At 43.9% G+C, this 25,031-nt stretch carries 27 protein-coding genes, 1 tRNA gene and 1 other annotated feature; of the genes, 14 read left to right on the top strand and 14 right to left on the bottom strand.

Translation table 11 applies throughout. The features are described 5' to 3' along the window. Positions 1-76: 76 nt before the first annotated feature. Both IQ230_RS14460 and IQ230_RS14455 read left to right on the top strand, forming a co-directional pair. Positions 77-1,486, top strand: a complete 1,410-nt coding sequence (locus tag IQ230_RS14460) for a sensor histidine kinase (RefSeq protein ID WP_228054938.1) — start codon at positions 77-79, stop codon at positions 1,484-1,486. Positions 1,487-1,514: 28 nt separating this feature from the next. Beyond that, the gene (locus IQ230_RS14455) at positions 1,515-2,180 is read left to right on the top strand and encodes a response regulator (protein WP_193932665.1); all 666 of its coding nucleotides are present in this window, start codon (positions 1,515-1,517) and stop codon (positions 2,178-2,180) included. On the opposite strand, the gene IQ230_RS14450 is transcribed toward IQ230_RS14455, so the two are convergent. Next, a complete protein-coding gene (locus IQ230_RS14450) occupies positions 2,177-2,572 on the bottom strand; it encodes a hypothetical protein (RefSeq protein ID WP_193932664.1) in 396 nt (131 codons plus the stop codon). The two genes, IQ230_RS14455 and IQ230_RS14450, sit on opposite strands and share 4 nt — an antisense overlap. Positions 2,573-2,822: 250 nt before the next feature. Here IQ230_RS14450 and IQ230_RS14445 point away from each other — a divergent pair, with 250 nt between their 5' ends. From IQ230_RS14445 to IQ230_RS14430, 5 genes are read left to right on the top strand one after another with little or no spacing between them, the layout of a single operon-like run. Beyond that, positions 2,823-3,284 carry a response regulator gene (locus IQ230_RS14445; protein WP_193932663.1) on the top strand — a complete coding sequence of 154 codons (462 nt, stop codon included), beginning with the start codon at positions 2,823-2,825 and terminating at the stop codon, positions 3,282-3,284. Positions 3,285-3,297: 13 nt separating this feature from the next. Next, positions 3,298-3,975, top strand: coding sequence for a PAS domain-containing protein (locus tag IQ230_RS26705; RefSeq protein WP_228054936.1), 678 nt, complete (start codon positions 3,298-3,300; stop codon positions 3,973-3,975). Continuing rightward, a complete protein-coding gene (locus IQ230_RS26700; RefSeq protein WP_228054934.1) occupies positions 3,962-4,117 on the top strand; it encodes a histidine kinase dimerization/phospho-acceptor domain-containing protein in 156 nt (51 codons plus the stop codon). Before IQ230_RS26705 ends, IQ230_RS26700 begins: the two co-directional genes overlap by 14 nt. A gap of 26 nt (positions 4,118-4,143) precedes the next feature. Further along, positions 4,144-4,602, top strand: coding sequence for a sensor histidine kinase (locus IQ230_RS26695; protein ID WP_322742418.1), 459 nt, complete (start codon positions 4,144-4,146; stop codon positions 4,600-4,602). A gap of 23 nt (positions 4,603-4,625) precedes the next feature. Then, a complete protein-coding gene (locus IQ230_RS14430; RefSeq protein ID WP_193932662.1) occupies positions 4,626-5,063 on the top strand; it encodes a response regulator in 438 nt (145 codons plus the stop codon). Positions 5,064-5,080: 17 nt separating this feature from the next. Here the strand turns inward: IQ230_RS14430 and IQ230_RS14425 are convergent, their stop codons facing one another. Beyond that, entirely contained in the window at positions 5,081-5,545 is a 465-nt protein-coding gene (locus IQ230_RS14425; RefSeq protein ID WP_193932661.1) for a hypothetical protein, read from the bottom strand. Between the two features lie 27 nt (positions 5,546-5,572). Between IQ230_RS14425 and IQ230_RS14420 the strand changes: the two genes are divergently transcribed. Together IQ230_RS14420 and IQ230_RS14415 are read left to right on the top strand one after the other, a co-directional pair. Further along, positions 5,573-6,022 carry an EVE domain-containing protein gene (locus IQ230_RS14420; RefSeq protein WP_265576217.1) on the top strand — a complete coding sequence of 150 codons (450 nt, stop codon included), beginning with the start codon at positions 5,573-5,575 and terminating at the stop codon, positions 6,020-6,022. Positions 6,023-6,057: 35 nt separating this feature from the next. Next, positions 6,058-6,417, top strand: a complete 360-nt coding sequence (locus tag IQ230_RS14415; RefSeq protein ID WP_193932659.1) for a Lin0512 family protein — start codon at positions 6,058-6,060, stop codon at positions 6,415-6,417. Positions 6,418-6,638: 221 nt separating this feature from the next. On the opposite strand, the gene IQ230_RS14410 is transcribed toward IQ230_RS14415, so the two are convergent. Further along, positions 6,639-9,788: an efflux RND transporter permease subunit gene (locus IQ230_RS14410; protein WP_193932658.1), complete on the bottom strand. Its 3,150-nt coding sequence runs from the start codon at positions 9,786-9,788 to the stop codon at positions 6,639-6,641. Positions 9,789-9,948: 160 nt separating this feature from the next. Continuing rightward, positions 9,949-11,352 carry an efflux RND transporter periplasmic adaptor subunit gene (locus tag IQ230_RS14405; RefSeq protein WP_193932657.1) on the bottom strand — a complete coding sequence of 468 codons (1,404 nt, stop codon included), beginning with the start codon at positions 11,350-11,352 and terminating at the stop codon, positions 9,949-9,951. Positions 11,353-11,649: 297 nt separating this feature from the next. Here IQ230_RS14405 and IQ230_RS14400 point away from each other — a divergent pair, with 297 nt between their 5' ends. The 3 genes from IQ230_RS14400 to IQ230_RS14390 all read left to right on the top strand — a co-directional run bounded on the left by IQ230_RS14400 (position 11,650) and on the right by IQ230_RS14390 (position 14,876). Beyond that, on the top strand, positions 11,650-12,252 hold the full coding sequence (locus IQ230_RS14400; RefSeq protein WP_193932656.1) for a TetR/AcrR family transcriptional regulator: 603 nt from the start codon (positions 11,650-11,652) through the stop codon (positions 12,250-12,252). A 159-nt stretch (positions 12,253-12,411) separates the two neighbouring features. Beyond that, on the top strand, positions 12,412-12,948 hold the full coding sequence (locus tag IQ230_RS14395; RefSeq protein WP_193932655.1) for a GIY-YIG nuclease family protein: 537 nt from the start codon (positions 12,412-12,414) through the stop codon (positions 12,946-12,948). A 203-nt stretch (positions 12,949-13,151) separates the two neighbouring features. Next, entirely contained in the window at positions 13,152-14,876 is a 1,725-nt protein-coding gene (locus IQ230_RS14390; RefSeq protein WP_228054932.1) for a serine/threonine-protein kinase, read from the top strand. Between the two features lie 125 nt (positions 14,877-15,001). On the opposite strand, the gene rplL is transcribed toward IQ230_RS14390, so the two are convergent. From rplL to rplS, 8 genes are all read right to left on the bottom strand, one after another. Next, entirely contained in the window at positions 15,002-15,400 is a 399-nt protein-coding gene (gene rplL / locus IQ230_RS14385; RefSeq protein ID WP_099704016.1) for a 50S ribosomal protein L7/L12, read from the bottom strand. Between the two features lie 50 nt (positions 15,401-15,450). Further along, entirely contained in the window at positions 15,451-16,008 is a 558-nt protein-coding gene (rplJ, locus tag IQ230_RS14380; protein WP_193932653.1) for a 50S ribosomal protein L10, read from the bottom strand. A 32-nt stretch (positions 16,009-16,040) separates the two neighbouring features. Next, positions 16,041-16,203 (bottom strand) — a sequence feature (ribosomal protein L10 leader region). Positions 16,204-16,307: 104 nt separating this feature from the next. Beyond that, the gene (gene rplA / locus IQ230_RS14375; RefSeq protein WP_193932652.1) at positions 16,308-17,021 is read right to left on the bottom strand and encodes a 50S ribosomal protein L1; all 714 of its coding nucleotides are present in this window, start codon (positions 17,019-17,021) and stop codon (positions 16,308-16,310) included. 99 nt (positions 17,022-17,120) lie between these two features. Continuing rightward, positions 17,121-17,546, bottom strand: a complete 426-nt coding sequence (rplK, locus tag IQ230_RS14370) for a 50S ribosomal protein L11 (RefSeq protein ID WP_193932651.1) — start codon at positions 17,544-17,546, stop codon at positions 17,121-17,123. Positions 17,547-17,552: 6 nt separating this feature from the next. Then, a complete protein-coding gene (gene nusG, locus IQ230_RS14365; protein ID WP_193932650.1) occupies positions 17,553-18,185 on the bottom strand; it encodes a transcription termination/antitermination protein NusG in 633 nt (210 codons plus the stop codon). Next, positions 18,182-18,382, bottom strand: coding sequence for a preprotein translocase subunit SecE (gene secE, locus IQ230_RS14360; RefSeq protein ID WP_289501570.1), 201 nt, complete (start codon positions 18,380-18,382; stop codon positions 18,182-18,184). The genes nusG and secE overlap by 4 nt, the downstream gene beginning before the upstream one ends. A 237-nt stretch (positions 18,383-18,619) precedes the next feature. Next, a tRNA-Trp gene (locus IQ230_RS14355) sits at positions 18,620-18,692 on the bottom strand. Between the two features lie 91 nt (positions 18,693-18,783). Continuing rightward, positions 18,784-19,146: a 50S ribosomal protein L19 gene (gene rplS, locus IQ230_RS14350; protein ID WP_099704010.1), complete on the bottom strand. Its 363-nt coding sequence runs from the start codon at positions 19,144-19,146 to the stop codon at positions 18,784-18,786. A 378-nt stretch (positions 19,147-19,524) separates the two neighbouring features. On the opposite strand from rplS, the gene IQ230_RS14345 reads away from it, so the two are divergent. Continuing rightward, positions 19,525-20,064 carry a phycobiliprotein lyase gene (locus tag IQ230_RS14345; RefSeq protein ID WP_193932649.1) on the top strand — a complete coding sequence of 180 codons (540 nt, stop codon included), beginning with the start codon at positions 19,525-19,527 and terminating at the stop codon, positions 20,062-20,064. A 107-nt stretch (positions 20,065-20,171) separates the two neighbouring features. Here IQ230_RS14345 and IQ230_RS14340 read toward each other — a convergent pair whose 3' ends face one another. Together IQ230_RS14340 and IQ230_RS14335 are read right to left on the bottom strand one after the other, a co-directional pair. Next, positions 20,172-21,881, bottom strand: coding sequence for a diflavin flavoprotein (locus tag IQ230_RS14340; protein ID WP_193932648.1), 1,710 nt, complete (start codon positions 21,879-21,881; stop codon positions 20,172-20,174). A gap of 148 nt (positions 21,882-22,029) precedes the next feature. Next, complete coding sequence (locus IQ230_RS14335) at positions 22,030-23,757, bottom strand: diflavin flavoprotein (protein WP_193932647.1); 1,728 nt, start codon at positions 23,755-23,757, stop codon at positions 22,030-22,032. A 223-nt stretch (positions 23,758-23,980) separates the two neighbouring features. Between IQ230_RS14335 and IQ230_RS14330 the strand changes: the two genes are divergently transcribed. Next, entirely contained in the window at positions 23,981-24,769 is a 789-nt protein-coding gene (locus IQ230_RS14330) for a pantothenate kinase (RefSeq protein WP_193932646.1), read from the top strand. Positions 24,770-25,031: the final 262 nt, after the last annotated feature.

Below are 25,031 nucleotides of genomic sequence, written 5' to 3'. Positions count from 1 at the left end.
GATCGTACCGCGTCTTCCTGGATACATACTATTAAGAACTCGGTTGTTAGCGCCTTTGTACGCAAGCGTTTTAGTGTTGGCTATTCTCGTCTGCGTACGAGCAGGCGTAGGGTTTTGGCTAGAATTTCGCCGTCAGGATGCATCGAGTTGGGTGAGGCATACTTTACAAGTTCAAAGTGAAGCTGAACTCTTGCTGAATGCTGCGTTAAATCAAGAAACAGGGATACGTGGGTACTTACTCACGGGTACAAAAACTTCTCTAGAGCCTTATGAATCAGGACAGATTGCCTTTGATAATACACTTGATCGCCTCTACGAGCTAGTGGAAGACCAACCAGAGCAACTTAGTCGCCTGAATGAAATCGTAAAACTCTACAACCGTTGGCAACGAGAATTTGCGCAGCCAGTTGTTCTTGGTGCAGCGCCAGAATCAAGTACCACACTTGCAGGTAAACTCTTATTTGATCCACTGCGATCGCAAGTTACAGCAGTGTTGCAATACGAGCAAGATCTTTTAGATCGACGCAACCAACAACTCTATCGACTCGATCAAACCTTTCGCATTTTCAACTTCCTAGCTCCAGTACTACTGTTAGTTGGTTTTGGCTGGAACCTTTGGTTATTACATCGCCGAGTTGAAGTTCCTTTATATCAACTGACATCTGTGGCAAAAGCTTGGGAAGCTGGGCAGATGCAGCCACGTTTGAACTTTCAAGCTGCGGATGAAATTGGTCAACTAGCGCAAATTCTCGATCGCATGGCTGGCGAAATTGACTCGCGCCAAACTCGCAGTGACGAACGCAATCGCCAACTTGACGATCTCATTGCCTCGCTTTCGCACGATCTACGCACTCCTTTACTGGCAATTCGTGGCACTTTACGCTCAATGTTAAATGGAGCTTTTGGTTCTGTCAGCGATACCTGGCAAGAAGTGCTGCAAGAGTATGATCAAACAAACGAAGATCTCCTCAAACTTGTGGAAGCATTGTTAGAAGTTTCTCGCTATGAAGCGGGTAGTAAACATCTGATTTACGAGCCACTCAACTGGCATAAGATCTTTACCAAAGCAATTCATCAAGAGCGCATTGCCTCAAAAAGCAAGGTAAACTTTGACTTTAAAGTTGCCGAGCAATTACCTACTGTGTATGGCGACGAGTTAGAAATTGGGCGTGTCATTCAAAATCTGCTGAGTAATGCGGTGCGAGTTAGCGAACCAGAAAATCGAGTTTGGTTAGAGGTGACAGCAGAAAACAGTAGCGTAAGAGTAAGTGTCAGCGATCGCGGTTCTGGAATTGCTTCGCAAGAGCGCGAACATCTCTTTCACCGTTTTATACAAGGGCGCGGGCGTCGTGGTGGTGCGGGCTTGGGGCTTTATCTTTGTCGCCAAATTGTGGAAGCGCATCACGGCACAATTGGAGTAGATAGTACCCTAGGAAAAGGCAGTACCTTCTGGTTTACGCTACCTACTATTGCTAACCATTTATAAGCAAGTTATCCATTCGTTGTTTTGAGTAATGTCTGAGACGCAAAAACACTCATTTATTAGCATTCTACTTGTTGAAGATCATGCCTTAATGCGTCGAGGAATGCGATCGCAGTTTGCTTTAGAGCCTGATTTTCTTGTTATTGGCGAGGCTGCTGATGGTATTCAAGCAGTAGAACTAGCAAAGCAACTTAAACCAGATATGGTTTTGATGGATATTGATTTACCTTTAATGGATGGCATTACAGCAACGCAGCAGATTAAAAGTACTTGCCTGACATCTCATGTCCTAGCTTTGACTGCTTTCGATCGAGATTCTCAGGTTATTGCAATGCTAGCAGCCGGTGCTGACGGTTATTGCCTCAAGAGTATGGAGTGGGAGCAGCTCATCGCTGTGATTCGGTTAATTCAAAGTGGTGGAACATATTTAGATACTCAAGTCGCACGTAAGGTATTTCAAATACTCAAACCAACGTCAGAATCAAAGACCTCGGCAGTACAATCGGCATTCCTGAGTCAGCGCGAACGCGAAGTACTCAAACTCATTGCACAGGGATATTCTAATCAAGAAATTGCTCAGCAACTTTATCTATCACTAGGAACAGTAAAATCTTATGTGCGGATGATTTTAAACAAACTTAGTGTTGACGATCGCGTCCAAGCAGCAGCTAAAGCAGTGCGCGAGCGACTTATTTAGGAGTAATACATCCATTTGGTTGACAATTGTTCTAAACAAATTAATAATTCTGCCCGACTGCTAACAGCTTGCAACACCGCAGGGGGGTCTTCCCAAATAATTAAATGGGCATTTGTTGGTAGCTGTAGATTTTCAGGAATTGGTAGACATATTACCCAAATTTGTGGTTCAAACAAGCGAATCTCCTCTTCATTAGGAGTTCCATAATAGGGTAAAACCTCTGCTCCCCACTTTAAGCAATAACCACTGACTTGTTGCACAGTTGTAACATTTGTGCCGACGACCATAATCCGCTGCCTTCTACGGCTATTCGCAGCTAAGCCAATCATAAAGTTAGTAAGACGGGATTTTTGCCAGTGTGGCATAACAGCAACACAAATACTACGCCTCACTGGATAGTCAAGTGGATAATCTACATCGACTTTTAACTATCCCTTGGACTAAGGTTAGGTACAACTATGAACTATCCGTTAGCAAGTGTTAAAGCAGTTTTGATAGTAGCGACACTAGAAAGGCTGTTTAGCTTATCTTGCCTTTTTTATTTTGCACGTATATGGCATCTCAATAAGTTCAGTAATCTCAAGGCGTGTGGATGATAAACAGAGGTTGCACAAGCGTGACTTCTTGCTTTTGCATGTCTTCATGACACACAACTCAATGAATCGGCTCAGTCATCACAGCTTTCAGGAAAAACTGATTTCAACAGATCCTTCTGTATCTTGGCGATCGCTCGAGGAGTTGCGAATCTTAGTTGTAGATGATAACGCAGATGATCGCGAACTTTTGGCATTGATGATCGAGCAAGAAGGAGGAGAAGTTGTTTTAGCAGCATCGGCAAACGAAGCACTCGATTGCTGTCAAAAACTCAGTATTGATGCTTTAGTCAGTGATATTTGTATGCCTGGTGAAGATGGCTATACTCTGATCAAAAAAATCAGGGCACTTTCTCTACCATCACAAAGCCAAATACCAGCGATCGCACTATCAAGTTCTCTTTCAAACAACTACCGCGAACAAGCACTTGCTGCCGGATTTCAAAAATATTTACTCAAGCCAGTTGATTTAGATGAGCTGGTTACTGCCATTACTGAATTAGTGAACTAACTCGATTAAAAGTATGGGAGACTCTGTACGGCACTCATCGATTGCCAATTTAAATTATCAAGTGCTGTTTGAGTTAGTACCAGGTTTATATCTGGTGCTTACTCCTGATCCTACGTTCACCATTGTGGCAGCAAGTGATGCTTATCTTCAAGCAACAATGACTCAACAAGCAGAGATTTTAGGGCGCGGGATCTTTGAAGTTTTCCCAGATAATCCCAACGATCCTGCTGCCACTGGCGTACAAAATTTGCGCTGTTCTCTAGAAGCTGTAGTGCAAAATCGTCAAACTGATGTGATGGCGGTTCAGAAGTATGATATTTCCTGTCCCGCATCACAAGGCAATGGATTTGAGGAACGTTATTGGAGTGCTGTAAATTCTCCGGTATTTGGTACAGATCAAGCAATTATTTATATCATCCATCGAGTTGAGGATGTGACAGAATTTGTGCGGCTCAAACAACAGCGCAACGAACAATATCAGCAGAATCAAGCGTTACGCGATCGCACTGAACAGATGGAGGCTGAAATCTACCAGCGTGCACAAGAGTTAAACCAAGTCAATCGCCAGTTGCAAGCTGCCAATGAAGCACTTGTCGAGTTAGATCGTGCCAAAACCGTATTGTTTGGCAACATATCACACGAATTCCGCACGCCACTCACGCTCATGCTAAACCCGATTGAAGATATCTGATGCCAGCACATCACCCCAGCAGCGGCAGCAAGCTGAACTTGTGCGGCGCAATGGGTTACGTTTACTTAAGCTTGTAAATACGCTACTCGACTTTTCTCGCATTGAAGCCGATCGCCTGCCAGTGACTTATGAACAGATTTAGCACACTTTACGACTGAACTTGCGAGTGTGTTTCGCTCTGCAATTGAACAGGTAGGTTTGAATTTTATCGTTGATTGTCCTCCTTTAGCTGAACCTGTCTTGGTAGATCGGCAGATGTGGGAAAAAATTGTACTCAATCTCCTCTCGAATGCATTCAAGTTTACTTTTGAGGGGGAAATCATTGTCGAGTTGCAAGCTGTAGGCGACTGCGTTGACCTCACAGTGCAAGATACCGGAGTTGGCATTCCCGCAGAAGAGTTACCGCATCTTTTTGAGCGTTTTTATCGAGTGAATGGTACGCGATCGCGGACGCGTGAAGGTTCAGGAATCGGGCTGGCACGAGTGCCAGAATTAGTTAAACTGCAAAACGTCACAATTGACGTCTTTAGTCAAGTAGAAAGAGGAACTACTTTTACTGTAAGGATTCCCTTGATTTGTCCGCAAGCAGCGCCGGTAAATACTTCGCTATCTCCGCAACGAGTCTAGGTGCAGGACAAGGAGCATCTTTCATGGTGCAGCTACCAGTTCTAAATGGCAACAAGCAGGATACAAGCAACTTCGGCAATACGCATCCCCTGCAGCTTGAAGGTATTAAGGTGCTGGTAGTAGACGAGATGGATAACCGCGAGCTAATTATGATTATACTTGAACAGGTAGAAGCTAATGTTGTCACAGCCGTATCTGCTGAAAAAGCATTACAAGTACTCTCCCGCAAAGATTTTGACGCAGTCTTATGCGATATTGAGATGCCTAATATTGATGGATATACACTGCTACGTCAGCTCAAATCCCAACTTGGCAAGCAGATTACAGCAATTGCCTTAACAGCTTATGCAGGTACAATCAATCAGCAACAGGCTAGCAGCGCAGGATTTGGGCAGTATCTTGCTAAACCAATCGACCCCACAACATTAGTTAATGCAATTATCAACGCTGTAAAGCGCTAGTGTGCGCAAAATGCCAGTTAGCGTTGTCGTAACTGCTGTGGTAGACTTCTGAACCACAACCTAAGAGGAAATTGATAAAATTCAATCACTAACCAAACAATGATGCCTAAATGTGCTAAAAAGCCTAGTCCAGCCCATACGTAAGGTAGCCAAAATAAAGGCGTATGAGCAACAGGAGGATGAATCCAAATAACTAACCCAATCAATGTGGGTGGAAGTATTACCAGAGCGATTGCTGCAAGTATATAGCCCCAGCCAAGTTCTACACCTTCAAGTTGTGCGTCTTGCCAATGTTTACCATTCCAGTTCCACAATAAGGGTGGTTGTCGAGCGGGCATTTTAATTTGTTGCTTTTCTAAGTCAACAGTAAAAATCTGCGAGCAAAAGTCACAAGCCATCGCGTCCATTAAAGGTAAAGGTGTTGTGTTCCCTATGCGACAGACAGGACAAGGATAAGAGTCGTGTAAATTTAAAGGATTCATTAAAAGCGATAAATGAATTATTGGCTAATGAAATCAGAACCAAAAATTTACAGTTTCGACGATCTCAAGCGCGATCGCGAAACTGTTTGGGATGGAGTGCGCAACTATCAAGCGCGTAACTTTCTGCGACAAATGCAAGTTGGGGACTTAGCTTTTTTCTACCATTCCAACATAGCTTTTCCTGGTTTGGTCGGCTTAGTGCGTGTCGTTGCTACACTTGCCGATCCGACTCAGTTTGACCCTAATAGTCGTTACTACGAACCTAAATCGACTCCTGAATGTCCGCGCTGGCAAACAGTGCGCGTCGAATTTGTAGAAACTTTTCCATTAATATCGCGAGAAACGCTCAAGCAAGAATTTAGTACAGAAGAACTTATCGTCCTTAGACAGGGCAATCGTCTGTCGGTGATGCCTGTAGTAGAAAAAGTTGCCCTCCAAATTTTAGCACTGGCTAATTCTAAAATAGCTCAAAGTTGAGTAGTCCTTAGTTTAACTCATGTTTAGAGGTTACAGTGACTCGTAAACGTTTAATTATTGAAATGGGGATGGGAGTAGATCAGCACGGGCAAGAGCCAACAGTTGCTGCAGCAAGGGCAGTGCGAAATGCGATCGCGCATAATGCTTTACCTGGGGTTTGGGAAGTTGCGGGCTTAGACGATCCTAATCAGATGATTGTCGAAGTAAAGGTCGCTGTCCCCTATCCCGAACAAGTTCGCGCAGCCGAAGTCCTGGCAGTATTGCCTTTTGGTCAAAAAACTCTGACTGTTGAATCAGGCGGCATGAGCGTTCAGGGCAAAGCAATTCCTGCTTTGAACGATAAAAATGATGAGATGTTGATTGCCGTTGCTGCTGTAACAGTTTGGATTGAGTAAATTTCAGCCTACAGGTTAAGGTTAGACCTTCTGTATGAATCACAGATGCCTTTTGACTTGTTTCGAGGTTACTCTAAGCAAAGTTTTGAGTTTTAAGTTTTGTTAGCGTAGCGGTGCGTTAGCACGTTTTGAATTGAAGAACTTTCTCATAACTCTCTTAAACTCAACACTTCACGACTCTAAATTGGTGGACTTTGTTTATTGAGCAATATAGCGATTATCTAACTATCAAGGTTTTCATCGAACTTGGACCAACCGAAGCGCGATCGCACGCTTTCTTCGATTGAAACGACGACAACATAGAGTACGGGTATAACAAATAACGACAAAAATGTTGCCACTAACATTCCACCAAAAACCGCAGTTCCTAATGACTGACGGCTACCTGCGCCTGCACCTGTGGCAATAACCAAAGGAAAAATACCCACTAAGGTAGAAATTGCTGTCATCAAAATTGGACGCAAGCGTTCCCGTGCCGCTTCAATCGCAGCCTTCACTAGTGGTAATCCTTCAGCACGCAGTTGGTTCGCAAACTCGACAATGAGAATCGAGTTTTTACTTGCTAAACCAATCAACATCACTAACCCTACCTGACAGTACACATCGTTGATCAGCCCGCGTAGTGACTGTGCGATTAACGCACCCAAGATCGCGAGTGGTACTGCCAGCATAATAATGAAAGGGTCGATAAAGTTTTCGTATTGTGCCGCCAACACTAAAAAGACAAAGACTAATCCTAAACCAAAGATGATTGGGGCTTGTCCTCCAGATTCGATTTCTTCCAATGATGTTCCTGACCATTGATAGTCTAATCCAGGCGGCAAGACATCAGCCGCGACCTCTTCCATCGCTTGAATTGCATCACCTGAACTAAAGCCAGGTGCGGCTGAACCAGTAATTTCAATTGAGCGGAACAGATTAAAGTGGTTAATTGTTTGAGCACCAGTTTCAGGAGTCAGTGAGACAAGATTGCTGAGTGGAATCATTTCTCCCGCTGCCGATCGCACATACAGACGACTAATATCTCCTGGTTCAGAACGAAATCGCTGGTCAGCTTGTACGTAAACTCGATAGTTGCGCTGTCCCAAGGTAAAGTCGTTGACATATTGCGAAGCGATCGCAGTTTGTATTGTATTTAAAATATCATCAACCGAAACCTGAAGTGCCTTAGCAGTATCGCGGTCAATATCAATTGACAGTTTAGGCGTACTTGCGGCAAAGGTTGTAAATACTTGCTGCAAACCAGGAGTTTGATTCGCTTGTCCCATAATTTGTCCAGCAGCTTGCACGAGTGAATTGAGGTCATTCACACCACGGCGATCTTGTAACTGAAAGCTGAATCCGCCAAAGGTTCCTAATCCTTGAATTGCTGGCGGATTGAGTGGTAAAATCCTCGCTTCGGTAATGGCTGCAAATCGACCAAACAATTGACCAATAATTGCATCTACCGATTGTCCTGCTTCGCGGCGTTCTTCCCAAGGTCTGAGATTAGAAAATATAATACCGTTGTTGGCACTACTACCAGTGAAGCTAAATCCTGCAACGGCAAAGCTAGCCGCAATTTCTGGAACTTGTTTTAGTTCCTGTTCAACCTGGGCAATCACATCGCTCGTGTAGTTGAGGGAAACACCTTCGGGCGCTTGCACGAGTGTAATAAAGTAGCCTTGATCTTCATCAGGTAAAAAGCCTGAGGGGACGCGAGCAAACATCCAAGCTGTCAAGCCCAAAGCTAAGACAAAGACACCCAGCACGATCATTTTAAACCGCATCAGCGTGCGCAGCGATCGCGCATAGCCGCGTTGCGAATTATCCAAAAAATGATTGAAGCGATTGAAAAACCATGCTAGCCACCGTGGGGGGTGCTGTCCTTGTCGCAATAACTTTGCCGACATTGATGGCGTAAACGTCAGCGCGAGAAAGGTTGATACAGTAATTGAAAATGCGATTGTCAAGGCAAATTGGCGATACAGTGCGCCTGTAGAACCAGGGAAAAACGCCACCGGAACAAATACCGCCATCAATACAAGCGAAGTTGCAATAACAGCACTTGTTAACTCGCGCATCGACTCAATCGCCGCTGATCGCGGGTTCATTTCCTTATCTTGAATCAGGCGGGAAATATTTTCGACAACGATAATTGCATCATCGACGACCATCCCTGTAGCAAGCGTTAATCCGAACAGTGTCAAAGTATTGATCGAAAACCCAAAAACTTGCACAAATATAAACGTACCGATCAGCGAAGCTGGAATCGTAATTGCCGGAATGAGGGTAGTGCGCCAGTCTTGCAGAAAGATGAAAATGATTAAGACAACAAGTGCGATCGCCTGAATCAAGGTAGTGACAACTTCAGTGAGTGATTGTTGCACAAATGCCGTTGTATCAAATGCAATCTGATATGCCATCCCTGGTGGAAACCGCTGCCCAAGTCGTTCTAATTCGGCTTTTACCGCTGCGGCAACTTCGAGCGCATTACTTCCAGGTAGTTGAGAAATTCCTAATCCTGTTGCTTCAATACCGCGAAACCGCAAAATAGTACTATAGTCTTGTGCGCCGAGTTCAACCCGACCAACATCGCGAAACCGCACGAGTGAGCCATTTTCTTCAGTTCTTAAAATCAAATCCTCGAACTGAGATGCATCGTTGAACTGCGTGCGTGCCTCTAAATCTAATTGATACTGTTGTTCGTTGGGAATTGGTGGTTGTCCGAGTTGCCCTGCTCCAACTTGGATATTTTGCTCATTTAGGGCATCTACTACATCTTGCATCGTTAATGCCCGACTTGCAAGCTGTTCAGGATCGACCCACAACCGCATCGCATAGCGACGTTCTCCAAATACTTGCACCTCACTGACGCCTTGAATTCTTCTGAGGGCATCGACAATATAGAGGTCAGCGTAGTTACTCAAGAAGGTATTTGTGTACTGACCGTTCTCAGAGTACAGCCCGATCGCCATCAAAAATCCTGTTGACTGCTTCAGAACAGTGACTCCTGTGCGCTGGACACTTTCTGGCAGTTGTGGTTGAACAGTAGCAACACGGTTTTGCACGTCTACAGCAGCAAGATCAATATTGCGTCCAGTTTCAAACGTGAGATTAATCGAGCTATTGCCGTTGTTACTACTCGATGAAGAAATGTAGCGAACGCCTTCTGCCCCGTTGACTGCTTGCTCTAAAATGTTTGTCACCGTGTTTTCAACGACTTCGGCACTTGCTCCGATGTAGTTAGCTGTGACTGTCACCTGCGGCGGTGCAATCTCTGGATATTGCGCAATTGGTAAATTAGGAATACTCGCTGCGCCTATCAGGACAATAATGATGGCGCAGACAATCGAGACAACAGGGCGTTTGATAAACAGTTCGACAAACATAAAATCAGGGAGTAGGGGTGCAGAGGAGAACTTACTTTGTCGCTCTTATCTAAGATGAATTAGTATAGTTTGCTAAAATTACACGAGGTCTTTTATTGAACTCTAGAATCTAAAAGAAATATCCTTGTTTTAGTCAAGCGACGGTAATACAAACGCTGTGTTACTGTGGTACGTTAGCTCCTACCGGCTGAGACATTGCGGTATCCGGTACAATGGGCGCACCATCCATAAGATTGAGAATTCCAGAAACAACAACTTGCTCTCCTGGTTCTACACCCGAAAGTACTTGATAATTATTACCTTGAAGACTACCAAGCTCCACAGGGCGCTGTCGTGCGATCAGTTTAGGTGTGGGGGCACCTTCCGGCGCGGCTGATGGTGCATCACTTCCTGGTTGTGGGGTTTCAGCAACAAAGATGAAAGGTTCTCCGGCTAATCGCGTAATTGCAGTTGTCGGAATCAAAATTCCTGGTTGTTCCGACCAAATCACCCTGGCGCGGACGAATTGACCATCGCGGAGTCGTTCTTCTTGGTTACTGAAAGTTGCCTTTGCCAAAATGCTTTGTGCGTTAGGGTCTACTCGCGGTGCAATAAAGCTGATTTGTCCAGTAGTAATGATGTTTCCTTGGGTGTCAGTTAATTCTACTTGTTGACCTTGGCGTAAATCTGGTGCGCGTTCTAAAGGAATTGATAGCCGCAGTTCTAGCGGACTGTTTTGAGTAACTGTGGTAAGTGTATCGCTATTTGTTACAACATCGCCAAGACGTACTGGGATATCGCCCACAATACCGCTAAAGGGTGCTGTAATGGTGGTTTCCTGAAGTTCGGCAGTAGCTAGTTGAGCATTCGCTTGTGCTTGCTGTAGTCCAGCCTCTGCTTCTTGCAAGCTTGCCCGTGCCGCTTGAATCCGACGATTAATCGCGTTGAGGTTTGCTTGGGCAGTGCGGCGATCGCGGACAACACTATCTAACTGCTGTCGTGGTAATGCACCTTGATTCACTAATGTCGAAATTCGCCGAAATTCTTCTTCTTGCAGCTCAACTTCTGCCTGTTGGGCGATGCGCTCGGCTTCTAATGCTTCTATTTGTGACTGGGCGTTAGCACGAATTGCTCGCGCTGAATTAACGCTTGCTTGGACACTTGCCAGGTTTGCTTGCTGCTGATCGGGTCGCAGTTGAATAAGTGATGTCCCAGCACTAACGCGATCGCCTGAATCTACTAAAATGCGACTGACTCGCCCTGTGACTTCGGGACGAAGTGTGACGGCGCGTTGCGATTCTAGTGAGCCAATAAAATCAGTGGTGTTTTCCACTGTTGTCGTCTCTAAAGTTTCTAATTTGACAGGAATTCCCTGCATTTGTCCGGCTGCAGGACCCTCAGCACCGCTACGACTGCTGACCCACCACCGCCAACCAAACCCCAAACCAGTCAACAAAACAACTGCACTAATAATTGCAATCCAACGATTACGACGTTTTGATCTCGACCGAGATTTTCTCCTTGGTGATGACTCATCAAGAGTTTGCTCAGGTGCTTTTGGGTAATCGGAATTAGATTGCGCCATACCTTGTGCTCTATCCCTCATTTTTAGAATCAAAGTCTTCCCATGAACGCAATATTGCGTTACTTATTGGTTAATCAATACACAATCACTGCTAAGTAGAAATCCCCAACACCTGTGGCAGTAGCGGTAACTAAACTTTAAAAAACTTTTAAAATTATAATACGATACGGCATCGTATTACAATAAAAATGTTCACAGAGAATTAGCCGACGATTGCAAAGCAGTGAAAACCTGTTTGATAAGATAACTTTATAAGGGGATATCCTTGAGCGACCTACGATACGAATACTTACTATTATGATCAGTCAAACAACAAAAAGCTCGCCAGGAAGACCCCGAAGTACCGAAGTTAATCAAGCAATTTTACAAGCAACGCTCGATTTGTTGGCAGAAGTAGGATATCAAGGATTAAGCATTGAAGCGATCGCAGCGCGTGCAGGTGTAGGAAAAACAACAATTTACCGTCGTTATCATTCTAAAGAAGAGTTGATTGCTGAAGCGATAGAACACAATCGACCGCAACTAGTCATACCAGACACGGGAAGTTTGTGGGCAGATTTAGAAGAAGTACATAAACAAGCTGCCGAGATTGACCTTTCCCCATTAGGTCGTCAAACGATAGCAATGATTATCAGCCTTGCTTCAACAGTTCCCCATTTTGCTGAAATTTATTGGAAAAAATATGTGATACCCCGACGTAAAGTCGCATCTGTCATTTTTGAACGAGCAAAAGCAAGAGGTGAATTATCTCCAGAGGTTGATGCTGACTTGATTTGCGACCTAATGACAGGCTTATTATTCAAGTCGATCCTGTTCCAACCTGAAACTGAGCAAATCGAAAGTTATATGCGTCGTGCCTTGGATTTTCTCCTAAAAGGCGTTACCTCAAAATCGTTGTAGTTACAGTATAGTCTCAAGTTACAGTTAATTAATTGCTTAATCTTGAGAAAATCAGCAATTTACCTAAATTAAATATTAAATAAAATTCAGGGAAAATTTTTAACTTAATCTCCTTTGTAAAATTTATGATTGTAGTGAATAAATCATTTTAATTAACTAATGACTACAGAAATAAAGACTTCCTTAACAGATCTAGAGTATATTTCTTATATTGACGCAAACGGTCAACTACCTGAAGGCTTGCAAAGTCAAGTTGGTGTTTATGCTATTTTTGACAGCGATCGCGTATTACAGTTTGTTGGGTATTCGCGCGATGTGGTTCTCAGCCTCAAGCAACACTTAGTACGTCAGCCTGAAAAATGTCAGTGGCTGAAAGTGCAAACAATTAGTCGTCCTAGTCGCACAATTTTAGAATCAATCAAAGAAGCTTGGATAGCAGAAAATGGCTCAATTCCTCCAGGAAATGCTACTGCTACAACACAGTGGACTGAACCGATTGATGCCAAATTAGCAATGACAGCAGATGAGCAAATTAGTTATCAAGCAAGTGACGAACTAACACAAATCAAGTTACTAAAAAGTGTAGCTCGTAGAGTCGAAGCAACAATAATATCAAATTTAGAATCGCGTGGTATCCGAGTTGCAATTCGCTTTAATCCAAAACTGAAGGAAAAAGGCATTTTAGACTTAACATAAATCAATTAACTACTTAAGTTAACAGCCGATCGCTAGTTGTTTGAAGCATAAGTTTTCCTAGAGCTGTTCTAATAGATATAGCAACTTTCTAGCAAAACTGTTTGCTGTATTGTGGAAGGTGGAAGATAAATCTGATACCGTAAGAACTACGGAAAAGCTAGGCGATCGCAATCAAAATTGAGCGTACAGCTTTAAAAGATGTGATGACAACGCTGTTAAACAACCGCTATCAAATTATTCAACTGTTGGGTTCTGGAGGGTTTGGCGAAACCTTTCTAGCAGAAGATACTTATATGCCTTCACGCCGCCGCTGTGTCATTAAGCAACTCAAACCAGTGGTGAACGATCCAAGTATGTATCAGTTAATTCAACAGCGATTTCAACGGGAAGCAGCAACTTTGGAAGCTTTAGGCGAAGGAAGCACCCAAATTCCTAAGCTGTATGCCTATTTTTCAGAACAAGGTCAGTTTTTTCTAGTGCAAGAGTGGATTCATGGTCAAACGCTAGCAAGTAAAGTAGCAACCACAGGAGTGCTGAGTGAAAACGCCGTACGAGAAATTCTAGTTAGCTTGCTGCAAGTGCTAGATTACGTACACACTCAAGGAATAATTTATCGCGACATTAAACCTGATAATATCATTCTGCGTGAGTCCAACAATCAGCCCGTGCTCATTGATTTTGGTGCAGTCAAACAAACAATGGCAACGGCAATTAATTCTCAAGGTAAACTCACTCAAACCATGGTCATTGGAACTCCTGGGTTTATGTCTCCAGAGCAAGCAGCAGGAAGACCAGTTTATGCTAGTGATATCTACGGCTTAGGTTTGACAGCAATTTATTTACTGACCGGAAAACTGCCTCAAGAACTAGAAACATCACAGCATGAAGAAATTCTCTGGCAGCAATATATCCCTCAGATTAGCCCAAAATTTGCAGCAGTTATTAATAAAGCAATTCAATATCATCCACGCGATCGCTACACCACGGCAATCAAAATGTTAGAAGATTTGCAGTATACCAGTCTTACTGCAACTACACATGAAAAAACAACACTATCAATTTCAGGATCTCGTCAGCGAACTACTGCACAGCGAACTCAATCTCCTGTAATTACAACTCCATACCGCAAAAACCACAATTGGCAATTTTTAGCGATCGCTGGTTTGCTTGCAGGAGGGGTAGCAATAGGTGTTTTAGCTAATTTTCGTCAAGCGCCACAACCATCAATATCAAACAGCACGACATCACCAGAAGTCACCCCTGAACCTTCTATTGAAGCAAGCCCGACAGTAATATCACCATCACCAATAGCACCTGTCGCATCACCAACACTGCCACCTGTGGAATCTCCTGCACCACCACCTTTGTTTCCTCAGTTAGAAGAATCACCCCCACAAACTCAGGAAGAGGAATCATCACTCGTACAGGAATCACCAAGCCCAAACCAAGAACCAGCAACAATAGAAACGTCTCCGGTACCTTCGCCTACTGCACCACCACAAGATAATGTACCAGCACAAGTAGAGAACGTTCCTGCGTTTCCTACAGGTACATCAGAAAGCCAAGTAAGAGCAACACTGGGTAATCCGACAACAACATCCAGAGGTATTTGGGGCAATACTCGTGCGGCAATTTATGATATAAAGCCTAACCAAGTTACCTTAGGCTACTTATTTGATCGTAGTTCTGGACGTCTACAGCAAACTGAAGTATCGTTTGCGCAATCTGTCGATCCTCAAATTATGCAGAGTACTTTGAAGCAATTGTTGGATGGTAACGCCTCTGCAGAAGTTAATCAAGGATTGCAGCAAGTTTATCAGCGCCGTAGCGATCGCTACTCATTTACTACAGGTGAATTAAAAGGAGTTATTGAGCGGAATAATCGCGATCGCATTTATATAGGAGTGTGGGAAGCTGACTTGCACTAAGGGAGGGGTGAGGGGTGAGTGATTAGCTTTGAGTTTTGAATTAAAGAGTTTTCTTAACTCAACACTCAACACATTCATAACTCTGTTAGTCTCCCCGCCTACCCCGCTTCCCAGCTCAACAATGACTACTTGACAGTAACTTTAGCGCCGGCTTCTTCAAGCTGCTTTTTCATATCTTCAGCAGCATCTTTGGCAACAGCTTCTTTAACTGGCTTAGGTGTAGACTCTACGAGATCTTTAGCTTCTTTCAAACCTAACCCAGTCAATGTACGTACCACTTTAAGAACAGCAATTTTCTTATCAGCAGGTACTTCATCTAAGATGACATCAAACTCAGTTTGTTCTTCGACTTCCTCAGCAGGTGCAGCCGCAGCGCCACCAGGAGCAGCCATCATCATCATCCCACCAGCAGGTGCAGCCGCACTGACACCAAAGGCTTCTTCAATTTGCTTGACTAGCTCTGCAGCTTCTAGCAGAGTTAAAGACTTGAGTTGTTCTAAAATTTGTTCGGTTGCAGCAGACATTGATTAACTCCTGTAATGTGTTAGTTGTTTCTACAAATGCAAGTTAGCTACTAAGCAGCATCGCTACTTTCAGCAGCACCATTGCTTTGATCTTTTTCTGAAATTGCTTGAATACTGCGACCCAAAGAAGCAGGAACTTCGTTGATCCCTACAGCAATCTTGGTTGCTAAAGCATTGAGCGCTCCAGCAATTTGAGCAATTAGTTGTTCTTTCGATGGTAGATCTGCAAGTGCTTTAATATCAGGCTCTTTCAGTACCCGACCTTCCATCACGCCGCCACGCAATTGAGTTTTTTTACTGGCTTTTTGGAAGTCTTGGTAAGCTTTGATCGCACCGCTGATGTCCTCTTTAACAAGTAAAAAGGCAGAAGAACCTTGAAGGAATTCTGACATCGGTTGCCAGTTCTCCTGACCATCAATGGCAATACCCATAAAGGTATTCTTTGTCACTTTGCAAATCGTGCCAGTAGGACGCAGTCGTCGCCGCAGATCAGAAATCTCTGCAACAGTAAGTCCTTGGTATTCAATGACAAGCGCTAAGTGCGATTGACTCAAACTCTCCTTAAGTTCAGCAACAATTTCTTGCTTGTTTTCTAGCGTTCTACCCATCTGTGTCTCACCTCCTTAACTTATATGTACCAATACTCAAAGCAAAAACCCCAGCTTTATCAGCCAGGGTTAGCAGGTTATACCTCTACAGTCATGCCACTTTGTTGGTGGCATTTCAGCATTTGAGTTACAAACCTCGGCAGGGTATTAAGCTTCAAAAGCTCCTGCTGTCTCTGGCTTTGTCTATTTGATTGTGGAGGGGTCAGGGGTCAGGTTTCTAAGAGTAGAAGAAGTTAAGACAAGAAATGAGATAAATTTCTCTACTTGCTAGCCACTAGCCACTAACCTCTGACCTCTCATCAAGCAGCTTCAGATTTCATGTCGCGCAGGGCATTGACATCAACTTGGATTGATGGTCCCATTGTTGCTGACACAAACATTGTCCGCCAATAACGACCTTTTGCACCTGAAGGACGATTGCGGTCAATAGTCTCTTGTAAAGCCTTAAGATTTACTAATAAATCTTCTGGTGAGAAAGACACCTTACCAAACATAACATGAACAATGCCTGTGCGATCGGCACGAAATTCTAGTTTACCAGCTTTAAAATCGGCGATCGCTTGGGTAATATCAAACGTGACTGTCCCACCTTTTGGTGAAGGCATCAAACCGCGTGGTCCTAGAAGTCGTCCGAGTTTTGCTACCTGTGGCATGACATCTGGTGTCGCGATTAATCGATCGAAGTCCATGCGACCTTGTTGAATTTCATCAATCAATTCTTCTGAACCAACAACATCAGCACCAGCATTTGTTGCTTCAGTCACTTTTTCTCCTCTAGCAATAACTGCTACCCGTACAATTTGTCCAGTACCTTTAGGTAGCGCTACTGTTGTTCGTAACTGTTGGTCAGTATATTTAGGGTCAATTCCTAGGCGAATGTGAGCTTCTGCAGCTTCAGGAAACTTAGCTGTTGCTGTTTCTTTGAGTAAGCTCAGTGCCTCTATTGGTTGGTAAGGTTTATCTTCAACCTTTTTTCGCAGTTCTTGCATCCGGCGAGATTCTTTTTTCGCCATTTTTTTTCTCCTTTGGGGTTACTTAACGAAGCTCTGCTTCTCCCCCGCTATATGTATACGCTAAAAGCTTTAATGTCTACTGCTAGAAAATCCTAGCAATTAATCAACGACTGTCACGCCCATATTGCGAGCAGTTCCAGCCACAATTTTCATTGCTGCCTCAATATCATTTGCATTGAGGTCTGGCATTTTTGTTTGGGCGATCTCTTGCAGTTGTGCTCGGCTGATCTGCCCAATTTTCTTTTTGTTCGGTTCGTTGGAACCGCGCTCGATTCCAGCTGCCTTACAAATCAATACTGAAGCTGGTGGAGTCTTGAGTACAAATGTGAAACTGCGGTCTTCAAAAACCGAGATTTCTACTGGAATTACCGTTCCGGCTTGGTCTGCTGTTCTGGCGTTATATTCTTTGCAGAACATCATAATATTGACGCCATGCTGACCGAGCGCTGGACCCACTGGAGGTGCTGGGTTTGCTTTTCCTGCGGTCAGAGCCAACTTAATGACCGCAACAACTTTTTTTGCCATTCTCTATTAGCCTTGTTTCTGAACCTGATTAAATTCCAATTCAACGGGCGTGTCGCGTCCAAAGATTGAGAGTAACGCTTTGAGCTTGCTCCGTTCTGGACTGACTTCTACCACTTCACCTTCAAAGTCTTTAAATGGACCCGAAAGTACAACAATTTTATCGCCAGCTGCCATATCAATTTTGACGACTGGCTCTTGCTCAGCTGTCTGTTTGAAGATCCGTTCGACCTCTGTATGACTCAGTGCAACTGGTTTTACGTGACCGCGCCCTCTGCCAACTCCTTTTTTTTGCTCGGCTCCCACAAAGTTGATGACATGAGGCGTGTTTTTGACAACTTGCCAGGTATCATCATCCATTGACATTTTTACAAGCACATAGCCAGGGAACACTTTTTCTTCTGTGTGCTGTCTACTGCCGTCTTTACGAATTTTTACAGCAGGAGTCTGCGGGATTTCAACTTGAGCAATCCGCTCGGCAACGTCAAAGGTCTGTGCCCGCCGCTCTATATCTGCTTTGACTCGTTTTTCACATCCAGATGCTACTTGAACTGCATACCAACGCGGAGTTAGAGCAGGAGTAGTTGTCTCTCCTGCATTCTGTGATTGATTGGGATTACGTGATTCGTCTTCAAAAATCATCGAAACACCTGTCCTGCTGCCCAAGCAAAGAAGCCATTAACCAGATAGATAAAGGTTGCCGAAAGCACTACCATCGACAATACAGCAGCTGACTCACTTACAAGTTGCTGTCTGCTTGGCCAGACAACTTTGTCAAATTCTTCTTTGGTTCCTTGGAAGAAGCTACCAATATTACCCCCATTCTTGGGTTCTTGGATTTCAACTTCATTCTTCTTATTCACGAGCAATCGTCTCCCCAATCACAATGCAGCTATGACACGAATTTCTGCACTCGCAGACACTCAAACTTGCCTACTTTGCGAGACGGTCTTAGTCATACTTACACAAATAATTTTACCCGAAAGTTTCACATCTTGATGCCGCTTGAACGCTTCATACTGCTTTCGGGTATGCTTATGGTAAATTTGCTACAAGCAGACCTATAGTCTGCACAGCGCGCCCTGGAGGACTTGAACCCCCGACATCAGGTTTTGGAGACCTGCGTTCTACCAACTGAACTAAGAGCGCACAACTTTCTGTAGCTGTAGCCACTGAATTGTAGTGTAACGCAATTTGAGAGCGAATGCGTTAAATTCAGCTTGATTTAACTGAATATATTCTACAAAGCGCGGTCAAAGCGTTGTTTCACGCGGGTAGCTTTACCTACACGATCGCGCAAATAGTATAACTTAGCGCGGCGGACTTTACCACGACGCAGTACTTTTATACTAGCAACGCGGGGTGAGTGTAGTAGAAAAACTCGCTCTACGCCTACTCCTTGAAAGATTCTTCTTACTGTAATTGTCTCATTTATTCCGCCATTGCGTTTGGCAATGACTACTCCTTCATAAGGTTGGGTACGTTCTTTGCCACCTTCTTGAATAATGACTCCTACCCTAACTGTATCTCCGACATAGATATCGGGTAAATTTGACTTTAATTGCTCCGCTTCTATCGAGCGGATAATCTCTTGCGCGTTCATAGCCTTATGAAAAACTCACAATCATTCATATTAACTTGATACTTGGCTTTGAGTCTAGGGGTAAAGCAGTTAGCTTTCGGCTAAACTCCATCAATCGATAGAGACTTGCATAAAGAACTATTGCGCTCAACGCCTTTCATAGAGCTTGGTAGACCAACTGAATAAAAAAATTCATTGTCTATTCAGTTTTGAAGATTAAAATCTCGGTTGACTTACATGAGTTACTCTACAGACTGATTTTGGTAAAACAGTGACACATTTTTATTTTTTGTCGCTATGATTGTATGTATAATTTACTGTATTAAAAATAGTAACAAGGTATTGCATTTAATCCTAAAATACCCTTGATTAATAAACTTTCCATGAGGCTTGCTGATAGTGACATCACCGCAACAACTGACCTACACAAGAGAAGCTTCGCTGCTAGCTGCAGAATTTTTCAAACACTCCGCTGGTAAATGGCGCTCAGAAAGGCGATACTATACCTTGCCAGCTGGAGAAACAAAGGAAATGGTTAGCATTATTACCATTCAGTTTTTAGAACCAGGGTGTGCAGAACTAGAACAACTCGCTCAATTACACCAACTTGATGATGCTACAGTTCTCACTTGTGGTGCTCAAGTAAGCTGGGAAAGCACAAATTCGGTGTCAGGAAAGAAAGAATCGAAAGGCACCACACTTTTCGGTGTAGGTGGAACAACGTTGTATCGCGATCGCGGTTTTGCGACAACAAAGCCAGTCACAGCCGAGTATTATTTCTCCAATCCTCAAACAATGTGTTTGCGTACAGAGTATAAAGGCTCTGTCTTTGAAGAAGAATTGAAGCTAATAGGTAGCAATTACCGCACTCGCCAAACAATTATCTCCCGTGCAGGCGAACAGCAGATGATTGGTCAGTATTTGGAGAAAAGACTGTAGGAGGGGCGAGTGGGAGTGTAAGAGTGTGGGAGAGACGAAAATGCTATTTTTCCCTCATACCCTCATACCCTACTACCCTTCAACTCTACTACCCTACTACCCGCCTTTTAATAGTGGTTTCCTGACTTACGGTGGTGAACGGCGGTAACTCCATCGGAATCTAGAACTTTGCCATTATCCACTGCTGCATAGACAATCCAGTGATCGCCACCTTCCATGCGATTTTGAATAGAGCACTCTAGATAAGCAAGAGCGTCAGAGAGAACAGGACAGCCATTATCTGCGCTTTGAGTGACTACACCGCTGAAGCGATCTTCTCCAGGAGTAAAAGGTTTCAGAAAGTGCTTCATTAGGCTGATATAGTTGTCTTCTGGAAGGATATTGAGGACAAACTTGCTACCAGTGTGCATGAGTGATTCGATCGCGCGGTCTTTAGCAACTGCTACGGTTAATCCTGGAGGGTTAAAAGTTGCCTGAGAAACCCACGAAGCTAGCATTGCACTAGAAACATCTCCTTGCTTAGTCGTCACCACACTTAATGAGCCAACAACGCGACCAACTGCTTGTTCAACATTAGTAGCTGGTTGTCGCGGGGCGCGGACTTTTTTAGCTTTTTTCAGGCTTTGAGCAAAGTCAGTGCCAGCTTCTTCGCACAGTTGCAGGGTGACGTCATTAGGTTTGAACTTGACGCGCATAGTGTCAAACCCAAATCTATAACCAGCATCTTTGAGTTTATTTTCGATTAAATCAATTGCTTCACCACTCCAACCATAGGAACCAAATACTCCTGCAAGTTTGTTGTTAGTTGCAGTTGATAGTACAATGCCTAACGCTGTTTGAATGGGAGTAGGTGCGTGTCCGCCGAGTGTGGGTGAACCAATAATAAATCCAGTTGATTTTTCGACAGCAGTACGAATTTCGTCTGGAGCAGCAATTTCACAATTAATCGATTCGACACCAACACCTGCTTTAGTAATACCACGCGCGATCGCTTGTGCCAATGTTGCTGTATTGCCATAAGCTGAAGCATAAATCAAAGCAACAGTTGTATCTTGAGATGTTTGCTGTTGGCTCCATTGACGGTATGCTTCAGTGAGTTGTAGTAATCCGTAACGCACCAAGGGACCATGCGCTGTGGCATACATTCTGATAGGAAGATCGGAAAGTTTGTCTAGTGCTGTTTCTACTTGACGCGCATGGGGAGCCATCAAACAATCAAAGTAGTAGCGCCGATCTTCTTGAAAACTTTCCCAACCTTCATCAAATACCTGATCGCCGCAAATATGCGCTCCAAAGAACTTATCTGTATAGAGAATTTCTGTGAGGGGATCGTAGGTGCAAAGATGATCGGGATAGCGTGGATTAGGAGTAGGGATAAATTGCAAATCATGACCTTTCCCTAAATCCAGCGTTTCCTCGCCACGCATGACTTTGACATGTAAATTGGGGTTTTCCATTGTGCCACGGAGATTGATCGCACCTGGATTAGAGCTGACAAAGGTAATTTGCGGGGCAATTTCTAGTAGAGCTTTTAACGTTGCAGCACGATTAGGATTGACGTGTCCGAGAATGACATAATCTAGCTTTTGTAAATCGATGCGCTGCTGTAAAGCTGCTAAATAAATTTGGGTGAAAGTTTCTCCAGGAGGATCGATAATTGCAAGGCGATCGCCTTGAATGACATAGCAATTAGCCGTAGTCCCGCGAGCCAAGGCATATTCAATTTCAAATCTTAACCGCGTCCAACTGCGCGATCGCAATACTGATGTATCGATCCCAATGGGAAAAAACTGTACGTCGCGTGGTTTTGATTCCATAAGTCAGATGAGGGGTCAGAGGTTGGAGGTCAGGGAGACAAAGAGTTACTTGTTAAGAATGTCAAGTGTTGAGTTAAGCAAATTCTTTTAACTCAACACTTGCTAAGGCACTGCTACGCTAACAAAACTCAAAATTCAAAACTAGTCGCTAGTAATGATTGCCGACTTTGCGATGGTGAACTGCGGTAAGGGCTTCGGGATTACTTACTCTACCTGTTTCTACAGTGGCATAAACGATATGGTGATCGCTCACTTCCATCCGGCTTGTCACTTCGCATTCCATGTAAGCTAAAGCATCAGTAAGAATTGGCGCACCGTTTTGGGAAGGTTGAGTTTTGACGTCCTCGAAACGATCTGCACCAGGAGAGAAACGCTTGAGGAAGTGTTTCATTAAGTGTAGGTGGTTGCCTTCTTCTAAGACGTTTAGTACAAAGCGATCGCCGACTTGCATTAATGATTCAATTGCACGATCTTTGGCAACTGCGATTGTCACTCCCAGGGGTTTAAAACTTGCTTGTGTCACCCACGATGCCAGCATGGCACTGGATGCATCGCCTTTTTTAGCAGTAATGATGTAGAGTCCGCCGCTAATTCTGCCTAAAGCTTTATCAAGATCTGCATCTAAAGATTTCATGACTTTGATGCTGCGATCGCGCGTTAGCCATTGCCCTAAGTCGGTTCCTGCTTCTTCACATCGCTGATAGGTTGCTCCTGTGGGGGCTTCTTTAATTTGAATTGCAGGAAAAGCGACTGAAAGACCTAAGTCGCGGAATTTGTTCAATAGTGGGTAAACTGGTTCATCATCACCACCACCAGCCTCAAAAATTCCGATAGATTGCTTTGCTTTAGCAGCAGCTAGTACTGTACTGAGCACCGTCTGGGCAGTTTCTGCTATGTCTCCTGATGCAGGGGGCATTCCAATAACGATTCCTGATACTCGGCTAATGAGTTCCTGAACTTCTTGGAGATCTGCCGATCGCACGTCAACTGTTTCTACAGCAACACCTGTTTTAGTGATACCTTGAGCAATTGCTTGGGCAAGGTGATCGCTATAGCCATAATCAGAAGTGTAAAAAACTGCAACTGTTGTTTCTGCTTTAGCTTGTGATTGACTCCAAACGCGATAACGGCGAGTCAATTCTGCCACGTTGTGATAGAGGAGTGGTCCATGACCTGTTGCGATCGTGGTGACTTCTCCTAATTCACCCATGCGTTTCATCGCAGATAACACCGAACGCGCATTAGGAGCCATCAAGCAGTCGTAGTAAAAACGGAAATCAGCTTCGATCGCGCCGAGATCCTCATCAAATGTATTGTCATCACAATAATGCAATCCAAAAGCATCACAAGTATAAAGAACTTGCGTTTTGCGATCGTAGGTGAACATCGTATCAGGCCAGTGTAAATTTGGGGCGCTGATGAACTCTAATTCATGTCCATTACCTAAATCTAAGCGATCGCCGTTTTTAACAATTTGCCGCTTAAACGGTTGATGCACCATGTCTTCTAGAAACTGAAGTGCAACTTTTGACCCCACGACAGTTGCTTCGGGAACTAGTTGTAATATGTCTTTGACTAAGCCGCTATGATCCGGTTCAGTATGGCTGATAACGATATAGTCAATTTCTGCGGGATCAATCACTTGATGCAGCGTGTCTAAATAAAGTTGACGAAATTTTTCATGAGAGGTGTCAACTAAGGCAGTCTGCTCACCACGAATAATAAATGAGTTGTATGTAGTGCCATTTTGCAATCCAAATTCGATATCAAAGCGATCGCGATCCCAATCCAAAGAGCGAACCGCTGTTGTGTTTGGAGCAATATCAGCAATTTGCATTGTCAGCCGGTTCTGGACTTTATCGGTGAGCGCTACCATCAGTCAGCCTCCTTAGCAACTTATAATTTTTTTTTATCTACCTTTATTTTCTCATGCTTTCTTTGTAAAGCTTTATTAATAAATTTATGTTTCAGTTTAAAAAACTAAAAGTGTGTGAGGAGGGGTGAGGGGTGTTAGCGCAGCGGGACGAAGTCCGGAGTGAGGGGTGAGTTAAGAATAATGAGTGGTTGGTAGTTAGAAGATTAAAAATAGCGGTTGATTTATGAGTGAATCGCACTGGCTAGCTTTGATGATTGGTAATTCGCGGTTGCACTGGGCGTGGTTTGTTGAAGAGGCACTGCAATTTGCATGGGATACTGAGTATTTACCAGTATCGGTAGTACAAAATCTTGCTAGCTGCCAAAACATTGCCGATTTTTCTAGAGAAATTCTAGCTCCTGGGACGATTAATATGAGATCGCTACCGCCTATTTACTTAGCTTCAGTCATTCCCCAAGCGACAACAATTTGGCAAACATATCCCAATATTCATGAAATTACATTAGACCAAGTTCCACTTCAAGGAGTTTATGCCACGTTGGGAATTGATCGCGCATTAGCTTTGTGGGGTGCGGGCGCAATATGGAGTTTTCCTGCTCTTGTCATTGATGCTGGAACCGCGCTTACTTTCACGGGTGCAAAGTGCGATCGCACTTTGGTTGGTGGCGCGATTCTTCCTGGTGTTCGCTTACAATTACAATCGTTGGGCGAGAGAACTGCTGCATTACCCTTGGTTGATACTCCAGAATCATTCCCATCTCGCTGGGCATTGAATACGCCAGAATCGATTCTCAGTGGGGTAATTTACACGTTGATGGCTGGGATAAAAGACTTTGTTGATGCTTGGTGGCAAGAATTTCCTGAAAGTTGTGTTGCGATGACAGGAGGCGATCGCGCCTTGCTTCTCAATTATTTTCAGGTACAATACCCAAATATCGCTACTAAGATAACTTCTGCTCCACACCTAATCTTTCAAGGAATGTGCTGTTACTGGGCAAGTCGATGGAAATAAAAGCTAGGGAAGTTAGGGCAGCTTCTTGTGCAGAGGAAGCAGAGGAAGAATACTGTTTTCTATATAACTCACTCACACACTCAAAACTCATCACTCAAAACTCAAAACTACCCACTAATCACTTGTCCCTTCCTAAGAGGATGTCTGAAAAGTCAAAGACTATACCAATCGTCTCAACATAAGACGAATCATCGCAACTTGAATCATCGCCTCAGAAGTGGCAGGTAAAACCTCATAATCTTTGCTCAGTCTCCGACACCAG

This window comes from Gloeocapsopsis crepidinum LEGE 06123, assembly GCF_015207655.1.
GTDB classification, from domain to species: Bacteria; Cyanobacteriota; Cyanobacteriia; order Cyanobacteriales; family Chroococcidiopsidaceae; genus Gloeocapsopsis; species Gloeocapsopsis crepidinum.
This window is presented reverse-complemented; position numbering and strand designations above follow the sequence as displayed.